General features: G+C 71.8%; 18 protein-coding genes and 1 tRNA gene. 7 read left to right on the top strand and 12 right to left on the bottom strand.

Annotated elements, in window-relative coordinates; all coding sequences use genetic code 11:
- Nucleotides 1-55: 55 nt before the first annotated feature.
- Nucleotides 56-1,216 (bottom strand): HAMP domain-containing histidine kinase, encoded by a 1,161-nt coding sequence (locus tag H3C53_08310; protein MBW7916667.1) that lies wholly within the window; start codon nucleotides 1,214-1,216, stop codon nucleotides 56-58.
- 143 nt (nucleotides 1,217-1,359) lie between these two features.
- Here H3C53_08310 and H3C53_08305 point away from each other — a divergent pair, with 143 nt between their 5' ends.
- A complete protein-coding gene (locus tag H3C53_08305; protein ID MBW7916666.1) occupies nucleotides 1,360-3,792 on the top strand; it encodes a VWA domain-containing protein in 2,433 nt (810 codons plus the stop codon).
- Between the two features lie 10 nt (nucleotides 3,793-3,802).
- On the opposite strand, the gene H3C53_08300 is transcribed toward H3C53_08305, so the two are convergent.
- The 5 genes from H3C53_08300 to H3C53_08280 form a co-directional block, all read right to left on the bottom strand.
- On the bottom strand, nucleotides 3,803-4,930 hold the full coding sequence (locus H3C53_08300) for a tRNA pseudouridine(13) synthase TruD (protein MBW7916665.1): 1,128 nt from the start codon (nucleotides 4,928-4,930) through the stop codon (nucleotides 3,803-3,805).
- Between the two features lie 89 nt (nucleotides 4,931-5,019).
- Complete coding sequence (locus tag H3C53_08295; protein ID MBW7916664.1) at nucleotides 5,020-5,679, bottom strand: LON peptidase substrate-binding domain-containing protein; 660 nt, start codon at nucleotides 5,677-5,679, stop codon at nucleotides 5,020-5,022.
- 164 nt (nucleotides 5,680-5,843) lie between these two features.
- Nucleotides 5,844-5,919, bottom strand: a tRNA-Asp gene (locus H3C53_08290).
- Nucleotides 5,920-6,000: 81 nt separating this feature from the next.
- A complete protein-coding gene (locus tag H3C53_08285) occupies nucleotides 6,001-7,416 on the bottom strand; it encodes a DUF512 domain-containing protein (protein MBW7916663.1) in 1,416 nt (471 codons plus the stop codon).
- 54 nt (nucleotides 7,417-7,470) lie between these two features.
- On the bottom strand, nucleotides 7,471-7,953 hold the full coding sequence (locus tag H3C53_08280; GenBank protein MBW7916662.1) for a hypothetical protein: 483 nt from the start codon (nucleotides 7,951-7,953) through the stop codon (nucleotides 7,471-7,473).
- A 128-nt stretch (nucleotides 7,954-8,081) separates the two neighbouring features.
- Between H3C53_08280 and H3C53_08275 the strand changes: the two genes are divergently transcribed.
- Nucleotides 8,082-8,786, top strand: coding sequence for a hypothetical protein (locus H3C53_08275; protein MBW7916661.1), 705 nt, complete (start codon nucleotides 8,082-8,084; stop codon nucleotides 8,784-8,786).
- Between the two features lie 87 nt (nucleotides 8,787-8,873).
- On the opposite strand, the gene H3C53_08270 is transcribed toward H3C53_08275, so the two are convergent.
- The 6 genes from H3C53_08270 to prfB all read right to left on the bottom strand — a co-directional run bounded on the left by H3C53_08270 (nucleotide 8,874) and on the right by prfB (nucleotide 14,900).
- A complete protein-coding gene (locus tag H3C53_08270; GenBank protein MBW7916660.1) occupies nucleotides 8,874-9,824 on the bottom strand; it encodes a M23 family metallopeptidase in 951 nt (316 codons plus the stop codon).
- 133 nt (nucleotides 9,825-9,957) lie between these two features.
- Nucleotides 9,958-10,401 carry a cobalamin B12-binding domain-containing protein gene (locus H3C53_08265; protein MBW7916659.1) on the bottom strand — a complete coding sequence of 148 codons (444 nt, stop codon included), beginning with the start codon at nucleotides 10,399-10,401 and terminating at the stop codon, nucleotides 9,958-9,960.
- Nucleotides 10,398-12,044, bottom strand: coding sequence for a methylmalonyl-CoA mutase (locus H3C53_08260; protein MBW7916658.1), 1,647 nt, complete (start codon nucleotides 12,042-12,044; stop codon nucleotides 10,398-10,400). The genes H3C53_08265 and H3C53_08260 overlap by 4 nt, the downstream gene beginning before the upstream one ends.
- Before the next feature lie 91 nt (nucleotides 12,045-12,135).
- Nucleotides 12,136-13,104: a hypothetical protein gene (locus H3C53_08255; GenBank protein MBW7916657.1), complete on the bottom strand. Its 969-nt coding sequence runs from the start codon at nucleotides 13,102-13,104 to the stop codon at nucleotides 12,136-12,138.
- A gap of 59 nt (nucleotides 13,105-13,163) precedes the next feature.
- A complete protein-coding gene (locus H3C53_08250; protein ID MBW7916656.1) occupies nucleotides 13,164-13,802 on the bottom strand; it encodes a phosphohydrolase in 639 nt (212 codons plus the stop codon).
- Nucleotides 13,799-14,900, bottom strand: a protein-coding gene (gene prfB, locus H3C53_08245; GenBank protein ID MBW7916655.1) for a peptide chain release factor 2 whose coding sequence is annotated in 2 segments (ribosomal slippage) — nucleotides 13,799-14,842 and nucleotides 14,844-14,900 — 1,101 coding nt in all. Because the reading frame shifts where the segments join, the coding sequence is not laid out codon by codon here. The genes H3C53_08250 and prfB overlap by 4 nt, the downstream gene beginning before the upstream one ends.
- A 132-nt stretch (nucleotides 14,901-15,032) precedes the next feature.
- On the opposite strand from prfB, the gene H3C53_08240 reads away from it, so the two are divergent.
- The 5 genes from H3C53_08240 (at nucleotide 15,033) to der (ending at nucleotide 19,677) form a co-directional block, all read left to right on the top strand.
- Nucleotides 15,033-15,749, top strand: coding sequence for a TIGR00159 family protein (locus tag H3C53_08240; GenBank protein MBW7916654.1), 717 nt, complete (start codon nucleotides 15,033-15,035; stop codon nucleotides 15,747-15,749).
- The gene (locus tag H3C53_08235; GenBank protein MBW7916653.1) at nucleotides 15,746-16,672 is read left to right on the top strand and encodes a hypothetical protein; all 927 of its coding nucleotides are present in this window, start codon (nucleotides 15,746-15,748) and stop codon (nucleotides 16,670-16,672) included. The genes H3C53_08240 and H3C53_08235 overlap by 4 nt, the downstream gene beginning before the upstream one ends.
- Nucleotides 16,673-16,749: 77 nt before the next feature.
- Nucleotides 16,750-17,430: a peptide deformylase gene (gene def / locus H3C53_08230; protein ID MBW7916652.1), complete on the top strand. Its 681-nt coding sequence runs from the start codon at nucleotides 16,750-16,752 to the stop codon at nucleotides 17,428-17,430.
- On the top strand, nucleotides 17,427-18,368 hold the full coding sequence (locus H3C53_08225) for a methionyl-tRNA formyltransferase (protein ID MBW7916651.1): 942 nt from the start codon (nucleotides 17,427-17,429) through the stop codon (nucleotides 18,366-18,368). The genes def and H3C53_08225 overlap by 4 nt, the downstream gene beginning before the upstream one ends.
- The gene (gene der / locus H3C53_08220) at nucleotides 18,361-19,677 is read left to right on the top strand and encodes a ribosome biogenesis GTPase Der (protein MBW7916650.1); all 1,317 of its coding nucleotides are present in this window, start codon (nucleotides 18,361-18,363) and stop codon (nucleotides 19,675-19,677) included. The genes H3C53_08225 and der overlap by 8 nt, the downstream gene beginning before the upstream one ends.
- Nucleotides 19,678-19,794: the final 117 nt, after the last annotated feature.

Raw genomic sequence — 19,794 nt, 5'->3', positions numbered from 1 at the left:
GCCGCGGCCCCTCGCTTGGCCGCGGCCTCCCGTCCGGCCGCGGCCTCCCCTCGCCTCACGCGCCCGCTGCCACCACGCTGGGCACCGTGTCGGGCAGTGTGAAGTAGAAGGTGCTCCCCCGGCCCACCTTGGATTCGACCCAGATCCGGCCGCCGTGCTTCTCGACGGCGAGCTTGCAGAACGTCAGGCCCATGCCCGTGTCGTACCGGTCGTGGATGGTGTGCCTCGACTGCTCGAAGGCGTTGAAGATGCGCTTGTGATCGCTCTCCGGGATGCCCTCGCCGTCGTCGCGGACGCTCAGGACGACGTTGCCGTCCTTGCTCCAGGCGCGGAAATCGATGTAGCCGCCCCGGCGCGTGTGCTTGATGGCGTTGGCCATGAGGTTCGCGATCACGCGGCGCAGTAGGTTGGGGTCCCCGACGATCTTCTCGGCCTCAGGACGCACCAGGAAGCCGAAGTTACGGTCTCGCGGGCCGCCGCTGACGTCGCCGAGCGCCGACTTGGCGAGCTCCGTCAAGCTGTTGATGGTCTCGGGGTGGTAGGGCATGTGCCCTTCCTTCATGCGCCTCACGTCGAGGATGTTGGCGGCTAGGTTGAGCAGGTGCTGCGACTCGCTGCGCGCCAGGCTCAGTAGCTCCTCGATGCCGGCCTCGGCTCCCTGCCCGTTGAGCATGTCGAGGCTCGAGTCCAGCAGCCCCATGACGCTCGCGATGGGACTCTTGAGGTCGTGGACGAGCATGTGGATGAGGTCGTCCTTCATCCGCTCGCTCTCCTTGTAGGCCTGTTCGAAGCGGCGCGCCTCCTCGAAGGCCCGGCGCATGGCCCCCTCGGCCCGACGGCGCTCGAGGAGGTTGGCGAGGTGCGCCCTGACCACGGGCCGGCGGGTGGGCAGCGTGATGTAAGCGTCCACCCCCTCCTCGACGACCTGCGTGTGGACCTCGAGGTCGGCGGGGCCGAGGTAGAGGAACGGGATCTCCTCGAAACCCTTGCGCTTCCTGAGGATGCTGACGAGATCGAGCGTGGGCACGCGCTCGCGCAGCCCGTGGTCGAGCACGAGCGCGCTGGGGACGTTCTCTCCCCGTGTGTCGTAGAGGAGCTTCTCGACGTCGGTGTAGATGCGCCCTGTGAGCCCCACCTCTGCGACCACCGGGAGGAACCCGGCGGCGCGTTCCTCGGTCTGCATGGCGATGAGCGCCCACGGGGCAGGTTCCGGCATCACCGCATACTACCAGTCGAACAGGCGCTCCACGACGTGAGGTCGACCCGGCGCGCCGGGCCCGTCACGTGGCGCCGGGCGGTTGGGCGCCCGCCTAGGCGCTACCGCGCTCACCGCTCGGCGGCTGCTAGCATGCGCCCACCATGGGCGACCTGGCCACCGCCGCACCGTTCCTGCCGAGGTTCGCCCACCCGTGGCTACTCCTCGGCGTGGTGCCGGTCGTCGTCGGCCTCTACGTGACCCGGCGCCGGGGCTGGTGGTTGCGAGCCGCGACCCTGACGGCGCTGCTCGTGGCACTCGCTCAACCGTGGACCCGGGGCGAGGGCGGGCACCTCGCAGTACTCGTCGACGTCTCCGACTCCGTCGGCACGGGGGCGCTGGCGGCGGCCCGCCAGCTCGACCCGGCGAGCCTGGGGGTCGCGCCGCAGTTCGCCTACGTCGCGGCCGACACACTGATGGTCCCCGACCTCGCGGCGCGCGTGCCAAGCGACCTGCCTACGGACGCCACCGACCTCGCTAGGGGCCTCCAGGTGGCCATCGCCAACGGGGCGTCTCGGGTCCTGCTCGTGTCTGACGGCGTCACGCCGGAGGCCGAGCTACTGGCGGCGTTGCCGCCACTGCCGGTCGACGTGCTGCCCGTCTCCCGCGCGCCGGACGCCCGCGTGACCGAGTTGCTCCTTCCCGCCCGCGCCGCGCCCGGCCAGAGCGTGCGCGGCACGGCCGCGCTGCGCTCGGACCGTGAGGTCGCCGCGACCCTCAAGGTCCTCGTCGGCGGCAGCGTCGTCGACGAGCGCCAGGTCGAACTGCCCGCCGGGCAGGACGTGGCGGTCACGTTCGGCGTCACGGCGCCGACCGCCGCCGCCACGGGTGCGGCGCTGGCCGTCGGCGTCGAGCTGCAGGTCCCTTACGAGCAGGCGCGTGGCAACGACTCGGCCGAGGGCCTCGTCGCCATCCAGGGCCGAGCGCCCGTGCTGGTGGTCGACGATCCCGCCGCCGCCCGCCTGCTGCGGCTCCAGGGTTTCGAGGTCGTGGAGGGCGGGCCGGCGGCCCTGACGTTCCCGCTCGCCTTCAGCGCGGTGGTGCTGAGGGGTCCCGCCGCTCTGTTCAGCCCCACGCAGCAGCAGCTGCTTGCGCAGTACGTGACCGACGGTGGCGGGCTCCTCATGACGGGCGGACCCGACTCGTTCGGCCTGGGCGGTTGGTACCGGTCGGCGGTCGAGGACGTGCTACCGGTCACCACCGACCTGCGCACGGAGGTGTCGCTGCCGCTGGTGGCCATGGTCATGGTGATCGACCGCTCGCAGTCCATGGCGGGCGGTCGTCCCCCCAAGATCGACCTGGCGAAGGAGGGGGCCGTGCAGGTGGTCGACCTCGCGTACGAGCAGGACCTGCTGGGGTTGATCGCCTTCAGCGACGGACCCGGCACCCGCTGGGTCTTCGAGCTGCGACCCGCTACGGAGCGCGGCAAGCGCGAGATGGCGGCGGGCATCTACGCCCTCGACACGGGCGGCGGCACCGTACTCGGCCCCGCCTACCGGCAGGCCCTCGACGCCCTGGCCGCCGTCGACGCGGCAGTGAAGCACGTCATCGTGCTGTCGGACGGCCAACTCTACGACCAGGGTCCGTTCGGCGGCGAGGCGACGGACTTCCAGGCCCTGGCCCGCGGCGGGCTAGCCAGGGGCATCACCACCTCCACCATCGCCATCGGAAGCGCGGCCGACTTCGAGCGTCTCGCCGCCATCGCCCGGGCCGGGGGTGGCCGCTACTACGAGGCCGTCGACGCGGGCGGCCTCCCGCGGATCTTCACCAACGAGGCGTTGACGGCCACGCGCGCGCTCCTCGTCGACCAGCCCACCACGCCCGTCCCGCGGCCCAACCCGCTCTACGCCTTCCCACCCGACCTACCACCCGTCGCCGCCTACGTGGCCACCGGTCTCAAGTCGGGCGCGCAGCTCCTCCTCGCAGGCAAGGACGACGACCCGCTGCTAGCGACCTTCCGTGCGGGGTTGGGGCGGACGGCGGCGTTGACCACCGACCTCAACGCCTGGGCCGGGCCGCTCGGCGCCTGGCCCGAGCTCCCCGGGGTCCTGGCCACGCTGGTGCGGTGGCTTCAGGCGAAGGGAGGCGGCCTGGTGGCCAGCGCCGAACGCGACGGCAACGCCCTGGTGGTGACCCTCGACGCCATCGAGGACGGCGAGTACCGCAACGGCCTGAACGCCACGGCGAGGTTCGGCGGCGTCACCGCGCCGCTCGAACAGGTCGCGCCCGGCCGCTACCAGGGTCGGCTCCCGTGGCGCGGCGGCGTCGGGGGCGACGTGGTCGTATCGGTGGGGTCGGAGCTGGTGGCGCGCGCCCGTGTGACCGGACCAGATCCGGAGCAGGCCGAGATGGACGGCAGCGCGCTGCTGGCGGCGGTCGCCGCCCGCACGGGCGGCGCCGTCGTCACGCCCGAGACGTACGCGCCCACCCTCGGGTCCGTCGAGCGCCCGGCCTGGCGGGTGCCGCTGGCGCTGGCGCTGGCGGCGTTCATGGCCGACCTGGCGTGGCGGCGGCGCCTCGGCTCCACCAGCGGCTGACCGGGAGGGGCTACCGCTCGTCGGCGCCGGCCTGGTCGTCCCCGATGTCACCGTCTTGCCCTGAGTAGGACGGCGCCTCGAACGGCGCGTCCACGTCTAGCTTGGTGATCTCGCGCAACACGGCGGTGGCGTAGGCTCCCTTCGGCAGGTCGAAACCGACGGTGAGGGCGTCTCCGGCGCGGACCACCGTCGTCTCGCCCAGGACGACGCGGGTGATGCGGCGGTCGCCGCGACGCGACCCGAACTGCGCCCAGCGCAGTCCGAAGCGCTCCAGCGCCTGCGCCTCCACCTCCCCCGCCCTCCCCACGCCGGGCTTGACCTTCCGGCCGTGGAGGGGGAGCGTGGCGCTGATCTCCAGGCGCTGGGCGCGCGGGGAGTCCAAGGCGGCATCCTCGACCAGGAACGTCCCCCCGGTGTCGTGCTTGCGCGCCCAGTCTCCCTCGACGACGGTGCCGTACCAGCCGCGAGCGTGCCTTTCCGCGAGCATGGCGTTGAAGAGTAGCGACTGCAGCGCGGAGACGAAGAAGCGCTTGAGGTGGTGACCGCCGGGGACGCGCTCGCCGCGCAGGACGCGCAGGCCGTCGTGCGCGTTGGCGCCGAAGCGGCCGAAGCGCTGGGGGCCGAACCAGTTGGGCGAGCCCAGCACGGCGAGGGCGGCGAGCACCGCCTCCGCCCGCCGCTCGGCGCCCTCCTCCACGCCCTGCACGGTGATCTCGAAGCGGTTGCCGCGCAGGTGGCCGATCCCCAGCTTGTTGCGGTGGTAGCTCTCGCTCAGGATCCGTACGCCCGGCATGGCCGCCAGCTCCGCGACCGCGTCAGCGTGGCGCTTCGGCACCGACAGCCACTGCACGGTCACGGCCGCCTTGTCCTTGAGCCCGGCCACGCCTATGGCGTTCGGCTCCACGCCCGCGCGTTGCAGTGCCGTCAGGAGGTCGCGGGTGGTGTGGCCGCGCTTCTCGACGAGCAGGTAGCGGTGCGAACCGCTCCCCTCCGGCAGGTAGGCGGGAAGCTCCGTGACGCGGAAGTCGTCCGGCGTGGCGCGGATGATCCCGCCCGTCCCGGGCAGGTCGGGCGTGACGAGGGGCAAGTCGTCCCAGGCGAACGTGAAGCGGCGCCGCTCGTCCGCGGCGGCGGCCACGGCGTGCGCCGGGACCGGCGCGGTGACGGCCGGGTCGGCCCTCACCCCCGCGCCGTGCTCGCCGCCCGCGGTACCGCCGTCCCCGTCGGTCACGCCCTCCCCCGCCGGCCCCGTCCGCGGCGCTGCATGCGTTCGAGCATCATGCCGCGTGCCAGGTCGAAGCGCTCCCTGAGCGAGTCGGCCTCGAGCAACGCCTGCTTGGCGGCGGTCGGAACCAGGATGTTGGCACAGACGAACGACGCCTGGTAGAAGGGGTCCTCGGGGACGTGCTTGTCGATCTCGCTGCCGGCGTCACCCTTGAAGCGCGTGCCGGCGTAGGTCCGGAAGGTGTCGAGGGCGTCCCAGGCGGCGATGGCCTCCTCGTTGGGGTCGCCGCGGTAGAGCGGGGCGGGGCGCTCCTCGGCGTAGCTGAGCGGCCGGCTGGCGCCGCTGCGCTCCTTGACCTCGACCACCGTGGCCACCTCCACGTGCGTGCGCTCCTGGCCGTGCACGAGGAGGTCGAAGGTGCCGTCGGGGTTCTCCTCGGCCGACAGGACGTGGACGACCGTACCGAAGCGCGCCAGGCGTGGCGCCACGTCGCTGATGACGGGGCGCTCGTCGGCGTAGACGATGATGAACCGCTTGGGTTCGTCCTCCTGCGCCAGCACTTCCTTCACGAGGCGCTTGTAGCGCTCCTCGTGGGCGTGCAGCGGGACGGTCATGCCTGGGAAGACGACGACGTCCAGAGGGAAGACGGGGAGCGTGCTCATGGCTAAACGGTACCAGGTGACCGGGCCCGGCCATGACGCGCAGGGTGCCACCGGCGGGCGCCGCGCGGCGCCGATGCCTCCGCCCGGGACGACCCCGCGCTCGGCGGCGCGCCGAGAGGGACGGAACGGCCCGGCACCGAGACGGTGCCGGGCGCGCCCCTGGGTGGCGGAGCCGACGGGATTTGAACCCGCGACCTTCTGCGTGACAGGCAGATATGCTAACCGCTACACTACGGCTCCACGCGAAGGCGAGTGTACGTGAGGGGGCGGGGCGGGTCAAGCGTGCCGCGCCGTCCGGCGGGTCGCGCCGCCCGGTGGCCCTCAATGCTGCTTGGCGGCCTCCTTGATGGCGTGGGTCGAGAAGCCGATGCTCGGGAGGTGGTCGTGCACCTCGCCGGTCACGATGGTGTCGATGAGCTCGGCGACGTTGGTCCCGCCGACCGCGACGCGCATGCCTAGCTCGGCCTCGACCTGGCTGCGCGTGCGGTCGTCCAGCATCACCTCGGTGCCGTACTTGAACATGTTGGGCGAGACCAAGAGGAGGTCCGCCTCTCCCGGGGCGACTCCCGCGAGGAGGTCGCGCCCGGCGAGGAGCCCGGCCACCGTGGTGACCTCGCCGAAGGTGCGGTTCGTGATGGCGCGCACCTCGAGCTCAAGGCCGGCCACCTGGCTCAGCGGCGCTAGCGCCTCGGTCAGCACGGGGGCGAACAGGCGCCCCGTCGCCACCAACACGCGCCGCGGGGGGTCGAGCCGCGCAGGCAGCGTGGCGGGCGGGCCCGCGGTGAGGAAGTCCCGCACCATGCCGACGCCGTTCTCCAGCATGGCGTACCCCTCGTACGCCTCGTCGGGGGGAAGCGCGATGCCGGCGCGGAGGTAGAACTCGTCCGAGGCGAAGACGAACCTCGTGCCCCGCTCGGCCAGCATGCGTTCCTGGAAGCGGTGGATGCGCATGAGGACGTCGGCGGCCTGTTCGGGTGTGTAAGGCGCCAGCGCGGTCAGGTGCCCCCGGTGGGAGGTCAACCCCACCGGCACCGCCGCCGCGGCCAGCACGTTGGGCCGCGAGGCGAGGTACGCGAGGGTCTCGTCGAGGTCGTCGCCGTCGTTGCGGCCGGGCACGAGCACCATCTGCGTATAGAGGTCGATGCTCGCGAGGCGTTCGATCATGCCCCGCACGCTGACGGCCTCGTCGAGGGGGACCTTGTTCGGCCACCAGTTCATGAGTTCGGCGCGCTTCGCCTCGTTGGCGGTGTGGACGCTGACGTAGAGGGGGCTCAAGCGCTCGTCTACGATGCGCCTCACGTCCTCCTCGCGCAGGTTGGTGAGGGTGACGAACGAACCGTAGAGGAACGACGTGCGGAAGTCGTCGTCCATGATGTAGAGGCTCTTGCGCATCCCCTTGGGCATCTGGTGGATGTAGCAGAAGTCGCAATGGTTGGCGCAGAGGCGGATGCCGTCGAAGATGACGTCTTCGAACTCGAGCCCGGGCTCCTCCCAACCGACGCTCACCGTCACCTGCGCGCCGTCCGGACCCTGCAGCCGCAGCTCGGCGCGGCCGGCCTGCAGTTCGCGGCGGTAGGCGAGGATGTCGGGGATGGCCTGGCCGTTGACCGTGAGGAGCTCCCAGCCCGCCGCCACCCCCGCCTTGGCGGCGGGCGAGGCGGCGGTGACGGCCCGCACGCGCGCCGGCGTGATCTTGGTGGGTTGGGGGTCCCTACGGCTCAGGATGACTCGCGGCATGACGCGCCACTGTAGCAGACCGGGGCGCCGAAGCGACGGCGCCGCCGGGACGGTTCAGATCGTGTCGTCGGCGTGGCTCCGCCGCGCCGCGCCGTTGCCGGCTCCGTGCCCCGTGACCACGAAGCCGTGCACCGGCGCGGCGCCCACGAAGCGCACGAGCCGCCCGGGCACGAGTCCCGCCGGGAGCTCGCCCGCCACGCCGACCACGAGCGGCACGCCGGCGTCGATGACCACGACGTCGCCCTCTACCGTCACGACCGTGCCGGTGGCAATGAGGGAGCTGATGCCCGTGGTGGTCAGCTCCGGCGCCGCGCTGCCGTCGGGGAGGAGTTCGAGCTCGGTGGTGACGGGGTGCAGGATGGTCCTCTGACGGCCCGGGCGCGACAGGTACGGTCCGGTGCGCTCGAAGAGTTGCAGTATGGCGTCCCCCGCCCGGCACTCGAGCAGGGGGCTCCCCTCGCGGTGGGGGAACAACTCGACGTCGGCGGCGTGGCGCTGCCAACGCGAGACGAACGCTTCCGGGGAGTCCTCGAACATGCCATGAGAGTCTACCTCGCGAGAGCGCGTGCTAGACTCACCCCTGTGATTCGAACTCCCCATCAAGGCGCGTTCAGGACCCTCGCCCACCTCCTACCGGGCGGGGGTTCTTCGTTAGTGGAGGCAAGATGCTGAGTCGACTGGCCGAAGTGCAAGCGCTGGACCTGAAGCTGGACCGCTTGCAGGAGGAACGCGGCCAAGTGCCACACGAACTGGTGGCGACCGCTCAGAAGCAGCGCGAGCTCGAGGAGCGGAAGAAGCTGAAGGAGCGCGAGGCGGACGAGTTGCGGCGGCGCATCAACGCCAACGAACTCGAGCTCAAGGCGCTGCAGGAGAGGCGGCGAGGTGCGGCGGACGCCGCGGTGCGGGCCGCGACCTCCAAGGAGGCGACCCAGTACCAGAACCAGGAGCTGCAGTTCGCCACGCGCCTCTCCGAGCTGGAGGAGGACACGGTCCCGCTGCTCGAGGCTCAGGACGCGTTGGACGCCGAGCTGGCCGACCTCACGGCGGAGCTGGCGGCGCTCGCCCCCGTGCTCGCGGGGTTGGAGCAGGCCGAGGCCGACCGCGTGGCCGCCGTCGACGAGCAGGCGTCGAGCCTGGGGAGCGAGAGGGGCGGGCTGGCGGCCGGGGTGACGCCCGCGCTACTGATGCAGTACGAACAGGTGCGCAAGGCGCGGCGCGGCGTCGGCCTCGCGGAGGTGCTGGGCAACAGCACCTGCGGGGGTTGCAGCGTCCGGCTCCCGATCCACGTCGTGCAGAAGGTCCGCAAGGGCGAGGGCGTCACGCGCTGCCCGAGTTGCGGCCGGATCCTCTACCACCGCCAGCAGGACTGACGCCGCGGCCCGGTCGGGGCCGGCGAGGACGGGGCCCGCGACCGGAGTGGTCGCGGGCCCCGCTCGTTCGGAACCTCGGGCGAACGCTCAGGGCAGAACGCCGAGGGGATCCTTGGCGCCGGAGCGTTCGTGGACCTCGAAGTGGAGGTGCGGCCCGGTGGAGAGGCCCGTGGAGCCCACCCGGCCGAGGCGTTCGGACTGGTTCACGTACTGGCCCACCCCGACCGAGATGGAACTCATGTGCCCGTACCAGGCCTCCGACCCGTCGGCGTGCCTGACGCGCACGAGGTTGCCGTAGCCCTGGTTCGACCAGCCGGCGTAGGTGACCGTGCCGGCGCGCGCCGCGCCGATGGGGGTGCCGGAGGGCGCCGCGATGTCGATGCCTCGGTGGAAGCTCGACGTGCCCATCCCGAGGTTGCGGGGACCGAAGTAGGAGGTGAGGCGGCCGTGGATGGGCCAGACGTAGCGGTTCTCCGCCTCCCGCACCTTCTGCAGGCGCGCCAGCGCCTCGGTCGGTTGCACGTCGGGAAGGAAGAGCAGCATGCCAGGCGTGACGTCGAAAGGCGAGCGCAGGCCGTTGGCGCGCGCGAACGCGGCCGGGTCGAGGCCGTGCTCCGTCACGAGCTCGAGCACGCTCTCGCCCTCGCCGAGCCGGTGCACGAGCCCGGCGCTGGGCGGGATCAGCAGCTCGAAGCCGCTGGGGAGGCGGTCGAGAGAGGAGATGTCGGGGTTGGCGCCGACCAGGGCGGTGAGCGTGAGCCCGAACCGACCGGCGACGGAGCTGAGCGTCTCGCCCGAGGCGAGCGTGTACCAGGTGAAGCCGGGGGGCGTGACGACGGCGTCGTTGGCGGGACCACCGACGGCGGCAACGTAGGGCACGCGCAGCACGTCACCCGGTCGGATGAGCGTGCCGCTCAGGTCGTTGGCGTTGAGGAGGGCATCCACCGTGATGCCGTAGCGCTCGGCGATGACGCCGACCGTGTCCCCCTGGCGGACCGTCTTGAGGGCGTAGGCGTCGGCTAGTGCGAGGCTCGGCAATGTAACTGCCAGCATCAGGCAGGCAGCGGCTGTGAAGTGTCGCAAATCGGTGGTCTCCCTCGCAGGCAGCTAGCCTACGGTAACAACCGATTCTTGAGAATGTCATGAGTGGCGGGCGCTCGCGCCGCTGGGTTCAGTCCGCGCCGGCGCCGCGGATCCGCGCGACCGCTTCCCTCACGTAATCCACCACGTCGTTGGTGTTGGCGCCCGGCGTGAAGATGCGCCCCACCCCCAGCTCCGCCAGGGCCGGCAGGTCCTGGTCCGGCACGATGCCGCCGCCGAACAGGAGCACGTCGGCGGCGTCGCGGGCGGCCAGCGCGGCGGCCACCTCCCGGAAGTAGTGCATGTGCGCGCCCGACAGCACCGAGAGCCCGACGGCGTCGACGTCCTCTTGCACGGCGGCGTTGACTATCATCTCGGCCGTCTGCCTGAGCCCCGTGTAGATGACCTCCATGCCGGCGTCGCGCAGGGCGCGCGCTATGACCTTGGCACCCCTGTCGTGCCCGTCAAGGCCGGGCTTGGCGATGAGGACCCGTATCGGCCTGTCGAGCTGCGGCCCTCCAGCGGCCCCCGTCATATGAGCACCGGCTCCTCGTACACGCCGTAGACCTCGCGCAGCACGTCCATCTGCTCGCCGAGCGTGCAGTAGGCGTGGGCGGCCTGCATGAACGCGGGCATGGTGTTGACGCCCTCCTTGGCGCGCCGCCGCAGCTCCGCGAGGGCGGCAGCGGCGGCGCTCGCGTCGCGTTCGCGCCGCACCTTGGCCAGGCGCTCGCGCTGGACCGCCACGACGGCGGGATCCACGAGCTGGATGGGGACCTCCTGGGCCTCCTGCTCGAAGGCGTTCACCCCGACGACGAGGCGGCGCCGCTCGTCGATGTCGCGTTGCTGCCGCCAGCTCGCGTCGCCGATCTCCCGAGCGAAGAAGCCGGCCTCGATGGCCCGCTCCACCCCGCCGAGGGCGTCGATGCTCTCGAAGTAGGCGAGCGTGCGTCGCTCCATCTCGTCGGTCAGGTTCTCGAGGAAGTACGAGCCCGCGAGGGGGTCGATCGTGTTGGTCACGCCGCTCTCGTGAGCGATCACCTGTTGCGTGCGAAGCGCGAGCGTGGCCGACTCCTCGGTGGGGAGCGCCAGGGCCTCGTCGAAGGCGTCTGTGTGCAGGGAGTTGGTGCCCCCGAGCACGCCGGCGAGCGCCTGGATGGCGACGCGAGCGACGTTCACGAGCGGTTGGCGAGAGGTGAGCGACACGCCCGCCGTCTGGGCGTGCGTCCTGAGCATCCACGAGCGCGGGTCCTTGGCGCCGAACACGTCGCGCATCTGGCGCGCCCAGATGCGACGCGCCGCCCTGAACTTGGCGATCTCCTCGAAGAAATCGTTGTGCACGTTGAAGAAGAAGGAGATGCGGGGGGCGAACTCATCGACGTCGAGGCCCCGTTCCAGCGCCTTGCGCACGTAGTGGATGCCGTCGGCGAGCGTGAACGCCAGCTCCTGGACGGCCGTGGAGCCGGCCTCGCGGATGTGGTAGCCCGACACCGAGACGAAGTTGAAGCGGGGCGCCACCTGCGGACCCCACTCGAACGTGTCGATGACGAGCTCAACGCTGGGCGCCGGCGGGAAGATGTACTCCTTCTGAGCGATGAACTCCTTGAGGATGTCGTTCTGGAGGGTGCCGCCGACCTTGGCGAGGTCGGCGCCCTTGCGCTCGGCCATGGCCAGGTACATGGCCCAGATGGCGTTCGCTGGGCTGTTGATGGTCATGGACGTCGTGATCTTCTCGGGGTCGATGCCCTCGAAGAGCACCTCCATGTCGGCGAGGCTGGCCACGGCGACGCCGCACTTGCCCACCTCGCCGAGCGCCATGCCGTGGTCGGAGTCGTAGCCCATGAGCGTGGGGAGGTCGAACGCAGTGGACAGACCGGTCTGCCCGGCGTCGAGGAGCTTGTGGAAGCGCTCGTTGGTCTGCTCCGCCGTCCCGAAGCCGGCGAACATGCGCATCGTCCAGAGCTTGCTGCGGTACATGCTCGCCTGGACCCCGCGCGTGAACGGGAAGGCGCCCGGGTAGCCGAGCTGGGCGCCCTCGTCGAAGCCGCGCACGTCCTCGGCCGTGTAGAGCGGCGCCACCGGGATGCCCGACAGCGTCTCGAACGGCGCGTCGCGCTCAGGCATGCGCGCCGTCGCGGCCTCGTAATCGTCGGACAACCACGCACCCTTGGGCTTCATGCCCGCATTATAGGCGCCGCCGGCGCGCGGCACGCGCGCGGGCACGGTTGTACCGCCCCGGCTCGCCCCGCCACGGGACCCTCGCGGCCCGTCAGGGATGGACCCTCGCGAGGATCCCACCCTGCGCGACCAGCTCTGTCGAAGCAGGCAGATCGCGCCTCACGACGGCCAAGGCCTCGTACCCGGACGTACTGGGCGCGACGGTCCCGAGCCGCCCAACGACGCGACCGCCCGCACGGAGCTCGCGCCACCCCTCCTCACCGCTCGCCGCCGCGCGCGGATCGCCTGCCAGGGTCAACCTGACTAGGCCGCGACGCAGGTTCCCGCGCGCCTCGATGCGCGCCATGATCTCCTGCCCGAGGTAACAGCCCTTCCGGTACGACAGGGCCGGTTCGAGGCCCGCCTCTTGCGGCAGGACGCCGTCCCCCGCGTCCTGCGGCGCGAGCGCCACGCCGGCCCGCACCCGCAGCAGGTCGCGGCCCCCCGCGTCGACGGGCACGGCCCCGGCCCCGGCGGCGACGGCCAGCAACGCGGCGCCCGCCGCCGCGTCCGCCAGGAGGTCGAAGCCGCCCGCGGTCGAACGAACCCGTCGCCACACGGCCACCTCGCCGAGCCCCGCCGGCGCGCAGACGGCGACGGTCCCCTCGCCCGGCGGCTCGACGCCGAGGGCGCGCTGGACTACCGCCGCCGCCCCCTCACCCTGGACGGTCTGGAGCGCCACGGCATAGGGAGACGAGACCGTCACGTCGTCGAAGACCACGTGACGCACCAGTTCCTCGCGCACCCAGCCGGCCGCGCCACCCTCCTCGACCAGGTCGAAGGCCGTGCGTCCTCGCCGCAGCACCATCACCTCCGCCACCGCGTGCCCCTTGTGGTTGAGGTAGAGCGAGCGGCGCGCGCCGCCCACCGCGAGGCCTGTCACGTCGTTGGCGAGCTGGCCGTGGAGGAAGCTAGCGGCGTCGGGGCCCGTGACCGTCATCGCCTTGGCGCCATCCAACGTGGCGACCGCCGGCCGCATCACGGTCGCCACGCTCTCCCCAGGGATCCGTTCGTCATGCATGCGGGCCATTATCGGCCGCGACCGCCCCGCCGCGGGCGCGCGGCGCGACGCGCACCGCCTCAGAGGTCGACGAGCGTGAACTCGTAGGCGTTGACGACGCGCACGCCCTCGGCCGTGACGTAGCTGCGGGGGGCGTTGGCGCCAGACAGGTGGACGTGGCCATGCACGTGCAGGCGCGGCCTGAACAGCCGGTGGAACAGGTTGAAGGCCGCCACCCCCCTGTGCACGTGGTCGGCGCCCTCGTGCGGGCCCCGTGGCGCCGCGTGCGTGAGGAGGACGTCGACGGCGCGCCCGCGCCTCAGTCGGTTCCACCAGAGCCGCGGCGCAAGCCGCACGACCATCCAGCGGTAGGCAGCCTGCGAGTACTGGTGCGGGCCCTCGCGGTACCTGAGGCAGCCCTCCATCCCCACCACCAGCAGGCCGGCCACCTCCACCACCTTGAGGTGGACGTTGACGCACCCGCCCGGCGGACGCGGCTCGTCGGTCACAGGGTCCCGCACGTAGCCGACCGCGTGGTTGCCGAAGACGTAGAGGGGCGCCACGCGCGTCTTGGTGGCCACGAACTCCAGCACGACCCCCGGCAGGTCCCCGGCGCTCAACACCAGATCGAACGGCGCGAGGTTGCCAGGGAAGTTGTTGGAGTAGACGACCGGCGAGACGGCGTCGGAGACTGCCAGCACGCGCGGCACGCCGCTCAGGCGACCATCTCGTTCTTGGCGACCCACTCGAGGCCGTCCCAGATGAGGTCCTCGATGTCGCCGTCCAGCACGTTGTCGGGGTCGTGACGCATGGCGCTCGTGCGGTGATCCTTCACGTACTGCTTGTCGAGCACGTAGGAACGGATCTGCGATCCCCACTCGATGGCCTTCTGCTCGCCGCGGGCCTTGTGTTGCTCCGCCAGGCGCCTCTGCTCCTCGCGCTCGAACAGGCGCGAACGCAACACCGTCATGGCCTTCTCGCGGTTCTTGATCTGCGACTTCCCGTCCTGGATCGTAACGATGATCTCTTCGGGGGTGCCGCCGCGGTAGACCACGCGCACGGCGGAGTCGGTCGTGTTGACCGACTGCCCACCAGGGCCGCTCGAGCGGTAGACGTCGACGCGAACGTCCTTCGGGTCGATGTTGAGTTCGAAGGTGTCATCGATCTCCGGCATCACCTCGACGGAGGCGAACGACGTGTGCCGCCGGCCCTGCGAGTCGAACGGGCTCACGCGGACCAGCCGGTGCACGCCCCCCTCCACCCGCAGCATCCCGAAGGCGCGCTCGCCGCGCACGATCATCTGGGCGTACTCGACGCCGTGAGGGGCGTCAGGGTTCGGCACGAGGTCGAGAAGCTCGACCTGCATGCCGTGCCGCTCGGCGAAGCGGCGGTACATGCGCAGCAGCATGCCCGCCCAGTCGGACGACTCGGTGCCTCCGGCGCCCGGCTTGATGGTGACGATGGCCGGCCGAGCGTCGTGGTCGCCGCTGAACAGCGTCTCCCGGTAGAGCTCGTCGAGGCGCGCCTCCACCGTGACCAACTCATCGTCCAGCTCGGCCTCCTCGTCGGGCGTGGCCAGTTCGTACAGCTCGGCCAGCCCCTCTACGTCGCCCGAGATGGCCGCGAACTCGTCGACCACGCGCCGCAACTGCGTGGCCTCCTGGTTCAGGCGCCGCGCCCGCTCGGGGTCGTTCCAGAGGTCGGGTTCGGAGAGTTGTGGTTCGAGCAGCTCCAGCTTGGCCTTCTTGGCGGCCAAGTCAAAGATACCCCCTGAGGTCGGAGACTCGTTCCTGCAGTCTGTTCAGATCCAGTGGCATGTCGCCCTCCGAACGACACTGTAGCAGGCGGGACGCGCCGGGGCGGGAGCGCCGGAGACCGCGCCTGAGCGTGATATCCTCCTCTCACCTCGCACCGGAGGAGCGCGCTTGGCAGTCTTCGAAGGGTTCGGCATCCAGGACGTCATCGACATCCTGATCATCGCCGTGCTCCTGTACCAGGCCTACGCCCTCCTGCGCGGCACGCGCGCCTGGAACGTGCTGCGCGGACTGCTGGCCGTGGCCGGACTCTGGTTCCTGTCGGGCCAGTTCGGCCTGCAGGCCACCAAGTGGCTGTTCGACGCCATCGCCCCCGCCGGCTTCCTGGCGGTGGTGGTCGTGTTCCAGCCCGAGCTCCGCGCTGTCTTGGAACGCGTGGGGCGCGGCCGCATGCAGAGGAGCGTCAGCGCCGACCCCGTGACCGAGATCATGACCGCCGTGCGCGAGCTGGCCAGCCAACGCAAGGGCGCGCTCCTGGCGGTCGAACGGCGGACGCCGCTGAAGGAGTACGCCGACCGCGGCACGGCCATCGGCGCGCCCGTCAGCGCGGCCCTGCTGCAGACCATCTTCGCCTCCACCGGCCCGCTGCACGACGGCGCGGTCATCGTCAAGGAGGACCTGGTCACCCACGCGGGCGTCGTGCTGCCCCTGTCGGACAAGCACGAGGGGTGGTCCGTGAAGCACGGCACGCGTCACCGAGCGGCGCTCGGCCTCTCCGAGGTGTCGGATGCCCTCGTCGTCGTGGTGAGCGAGGAGCGCGGCACCGTCAGCGTCGCCCAGGACGGCGTCCTGACCACCGACATCGCCCCCGCCGACGTGCTCAAGGCCCTGCGCGAGGTGTACGCACCGTGACCGGGGCGTGGGCCACGCTCCTGAGCCTGTTGCAGCGCCTGCACCGCAACTGGCCGAGCAAGCTGGTGGCGCTCGTCGCCGCCTTCCTGTTCTGGTCCCTGGTCGCCACCAACAGCACCAGCACCACGCAACGCTCCTTCCTGCTCCCCCTCGACGTCGACGGCGTCGAGGCGGGGGCCGTCGCGGTGGGCGTCCCGGACGTGGTCGAGGTGAGCGTGTCCGGCCCGAGCGCCCGCGTCGACAGGCTCCGCGCCGATCAGTTGCGCGCCACCCTCGACCTGACGGACGCGACCGCCGAGTTCGAACGCCAGGTCCAGGTGCAGACGCCGGCGGACGTCCGTCTCCTGCACGTTGACCCCGAGGGCGTGATCGGTTTCCTCGAACAGGTGGCGAGCCGCGAGCTGCCGGTGGAGCCGGCCCTCCTCGGCAGCGCCCCGCCCGGCACCGAGCTGACCGGCACGGCCGAGCCGGCGCGCGTGACCCTCGAGGGGCGCCGCCAGGCGCTCGACCAGGTCACGCGCGCGGTGGCGCTCTCCGGACCGCGAGGCGGCAGCGTGGAGCTAGTGGCGCTCGACGCCGACGGCCGGCCCGTGCCGGGAGTCACGTTCACGCCCGACCGCGTCGCCGTGACGTACAAGAGCACCGAGGTCCTGCGCACCAAGGAGGTCGCGCTCGCCTTCACGCCGCCGGCGGACCCGCGGGTCCTGAGCGCCACGGTCAGCGCCACCACCGTCAGGGTCGCCGGCGCCCCCGCCGCGCTGACGGACCTGGCGAGCGTGCCGGGCACGGTAGAGCCGCCTACCGGGAACGTGGCGGCCGGTCGGTATACTCTGCCTGTCAGCCTCACCCTGCCCAGCGGGGTGGTGGCGCTCGACGCTCCCACCGCGACGTTGCAGTACGCCGCGGACAGCATCCCGCGCTGAGCCACCGGCCAGGCGCGAGGCGCCACGATCGGCCGACCCGGCGTCGGCCGCTGCGCTGCGAGTTGGCAGGAGGCCCCTTGATCCACCCCATCCGGCTGTTCGGCGACCCCGTGCTCAGGCGGCGCGCCGCGACCGTCACCGACTTCGACGACGACCTAGCAGCGCTCGCGGCCGACATGCTCGAGACCATGTACGCGGCCGAGGGCGTCGGCCTCGCCGCTCCGCAGATCGGGGTGTCGCGGCGCCTGTTCGTGGCGCTGCAGCTGCCGACGCCCGAGGACGGCGACGACGATGAGGCCAGGTGGGAAGCCCGCACCGAGCACGTGCTCGTCAACCCGACTATCACGCACAGGTCGGGCGTTCAGCTAGGCCGCGACGGCTGCCTGAGCATCCCCGGACTCACCGCGCTCGACGTGCCCCGCGACCTGCGCGTGACGGTCGCCTACCAGGACCTGCGCGGCGAGCCGCGCGCCCTCACCGCGGAAGGGTACTTCGCCCACGTGCTCCAACACGAGCACGACCACCTGGAGGGCGTCCTCTACTTCGACCACCTGCCGGAGCCGCGGCGCCGCGCCTTCCTGGAGGAGCACCGGGCCGAGCTCGCCGACATGCAACGGCAGGCGAAGGCGCTCCTCCGCGACCGGCGCGCCGAGCCGCCCGGGACGGCCACGGCCAGCGGGCGCGCCGGCGGGCGCGCCGGCGGGCGCGACGGCGGGCGCGCCGGTGGGCGCGGCGGACGGGCGCCAGTGAGGCGGTGAGGCCCCTCCGCGTAGCCTTCTTCGGCAGCCCCGCCTTCGCCCTCCCAACGCTCGAGGCCCTCCTCCGCCAGCACGACGTGGTGAGCGTCGTCACGCAGCCGGCCAAGCCGGCCGGACGCGGGTTGGAGCTGCGCCAGCCGGCCGCCGCCAAGCTGGCGCTCGCCGCCGGGGTGCCGTTGGCCCAGCCGAGGCGCCTGCGCGACCCCGTCTTCCACGACTCGTTGCGGGCGCTCGACCTCGACGTGGCCGTGACGGCCGCCTACGGACGCATCCTGCCGCCCCAGCTGCTCGCTGTGCCGCGCCACGGCTTCCTCAACGTGCACGCCAGCCTGCTGCCGCGCTGGCGCGGGGCCGCGCCCATCCAGCACGCCCTCATCGCCGGTGACGAGGAGTCGGGCGTGACCATCATGCAGACCGAGGAGGGCCTCGACACGGGCCCGATCCGGTTGCAGCGTCGCGTCAAGGTCTTAGCCGACGACGACGCCGTGTCGTTGGCGGCCACGCTGGCGCAACTAGGCGCGGAGGTGCTCACGGAGGCGCTCACGCTGCTGGTGGAGGGCTCGCTGCCGCTGACCCCGCAGGACGAGGCTGCCGCGACCGCCGCCCCGCCCCTGACGGCCGAGGACGGTCACGTGCGCTGGTGCGACACCGCCACGAGCATCGCCAACCGCCACCGCGGCGTGGCCCTGTGGCCGGGCACGTCGTTCGGCCACGCGGGCGGCCGCGTAAAGGTGCTCGGCCTGGTGGCTCACCAGGACGCCGACGCGAAGGGAGCGCCGCCAGGACAGGTGCTGAGCCTGGGGCCAGAGTCGGTGGTCGTCGCCGCCGGAACCGGCACCGTCGAGCTGCTCGAGGTGAAGCCCGCCTCGCGCGGCGCCATGAGCGCCCGCGCCTGGGCGAACGGCCGCGGCGTGAAGGCGGGGGTCACCCTTGTTTAGCGTCGCGATCGTCGGCAGGCCCAACGTGGGCAAGTCGAGCCTCTTCAACCGCCTCGTCGGCAGGCGCGAGGCCATCGTGGCCGACATGCCCGGCGTCACGCGCGACGTTAAGGAGGGGACCGTCGCCACCGACGACGGCCGCACCTTCCGGCTGCTCGACACGGGCGGGCTCTGGTCGGGCGACCGTTGGGAGGCGCCCATCAGGCGCCGGGTCGAGGCGGCCCTGATAGGCGTCGACCTCGTGCTCTACTGCGTCGAGGGCCGCACCGGCGTGCTGAGCGCCGACCGCGAGATCGCCGCGTGGCTGCGCGGTCTCGGCAAGGAGGTGCTGCTCGTCGCCACTAAGATCGACGACCCGCGTCACGCCGAGACCGCCGACTTCTTCGACCTCTACTCCCTCGGCCTTGGCGAGCCGTTCGTGACGGCCGCCGAGCACGCCATCGGCACGCACGAGCTCGTCCACCACGTTGGCGAGCTCATGGGCGACGCCGAAGAGGACGTCGAGGAAGACCCCATCAAGATCGCCATCATCGGCCGGCCCAACGTCGGCAAGTCGAGCATCGTCAACGCCATCGTCGGCGACGAGCGGGTCATCGTCGCCGACGTGCCAGGCACGACGCGCGACCCCGTCGACGTGCACTTCGAGTTCGGGGGCCGCCCCTTCACGCTGATCGACACGGCCGGCATGGCGCGCAAGGACGTTGGCGACCTCGAGTACTACGCCAGGCTGAGGGGCGAGATGGCGCTGCGCCGTGCCGACGTGGCCATCCTGGTGGTCGACCCGTTCGAGCTCGGGGACCACGAGCTGCACCTCGCCAACCTCGCCCTGGAGTGGGGCAAGCCCGTGGCCGTGGCGGTCAACAAGTGGGACCTCGTGACCGACGAGCAGCTCGAGCCGTTCCGGGAGCGCCTCGATCAACAGCTCGCGCACCTGGCGTTCGCGCCGCGCGTGTACACGAGCGCCCTCACCGACTTCGGCCTGCACGAGCTCCTGGCCACGGCCGTGCGCCTCCACGACACGTCGCACCTCCGCGTGGGCACCGCCGAGCTCAACTCGTGGCTCGAGGTGTGGACATCGCGCCAGTCCCCGCCCAACTTCTCGGGCCGGCCGCTCAAGCTCCTCTACGCCAGCCAGGTCGACGTGGCGCCCCCCACGTTCGTGTTCTCCATCAACAGCGAGGCGCTGCTCACCCGCCCGTACGAACACTACCTCCGCAACCGCATCAGGGAGGACCTCGGCTTCTCCGAGGTTCCCATCAGGATGGTGTTCAAGGAGCGCAGCGGCGGCCGGAAGAAGGTGCGGGTCTAGGCGCGATGTCGTTCACTTAAGGATGTTTGTTCGTTGGTGGGGTGGTTTGCCGGGCTGCGGCTAGTTGTCGTGCTTGGCGCGCTTGGGTGGGTAGCAGGCGACGGGTCGCTTCAGGAC

It is taken from the genome of Trueperaceae bacterium (assembly GCA_019454765.1).
Lineage (GTDB): Bacteria > Deinococcota > Deinococci > Deinococcales > Trueperaceae > JAAYYF01.
Note: the sequence above shows the minus strand (reverse complement) of the source record. Positions and strands in the feature narration are given on the sequence as shown.

Coding starts and splice junctions, on each gene's coding strand:
- H3C53_08275 (MBW7916661.1), top strand. CDS start 8,082: ATGCTGAGTCGACTGGCCGAAGTGCAAGCGCTGGACCTGAAGCTGGAC.
- H3C53_08260 (MBW7916658.1), bottom strand. CDS start 12,044: ATGAAGCCCAAGGGTGCGTGGTTGTCCGACGATTACGAGGCCGCGACG.
- H3C53_08255 (MBW7916657.1), bottom strand. CDS start 13,104: ATGCATGACGAACGGATCCCTGGGGAGAGCGTGGCGACCGTGATGCGG.
- H3C53_08265 (MBW7916659.1), bottom strand. CDS start 10,401: ATGACGGGGGCCGCTGGAGGGCCGCAGCTCGACAGGCCGATACGGGTC.
- H3C53_08295 (MBW7916664.1), bottom strand. CDS start 5,679: ATGAGCACGCTCCCCGTCTTCCCTCTGGACGTCGTCGTCTTCCCAGGC.
- H3C53_08285 (MBW7916663.1), bottom strand. CDS start 7,416: ATGCCGCGAGTCATCCTGAGCCGTAGGGACCCCCAACCCACCAAGATC.
- H3C53_08305 (MBW7916666.1), top strand. CDS start 1,360: ATGGGCGACCTGGCCACCGCCGCACCGTTCCTGCCGAGGTTCGCCCAC.
- H3C53_08310 (MBW7916667.1), bottom strand. CDS start 1,216: ATGCCGGAACCTGCCCCGTGGGCGCTCATCGCCATGCAGACCGAGGAA.
- H3C53_08280 (MBW7916662.1), bottom strand. CDS start 7,953: ATGTTCGAGGACTCCCCGGAAGCGTTCGTCTCGCGTTGGCAGCGCCAC.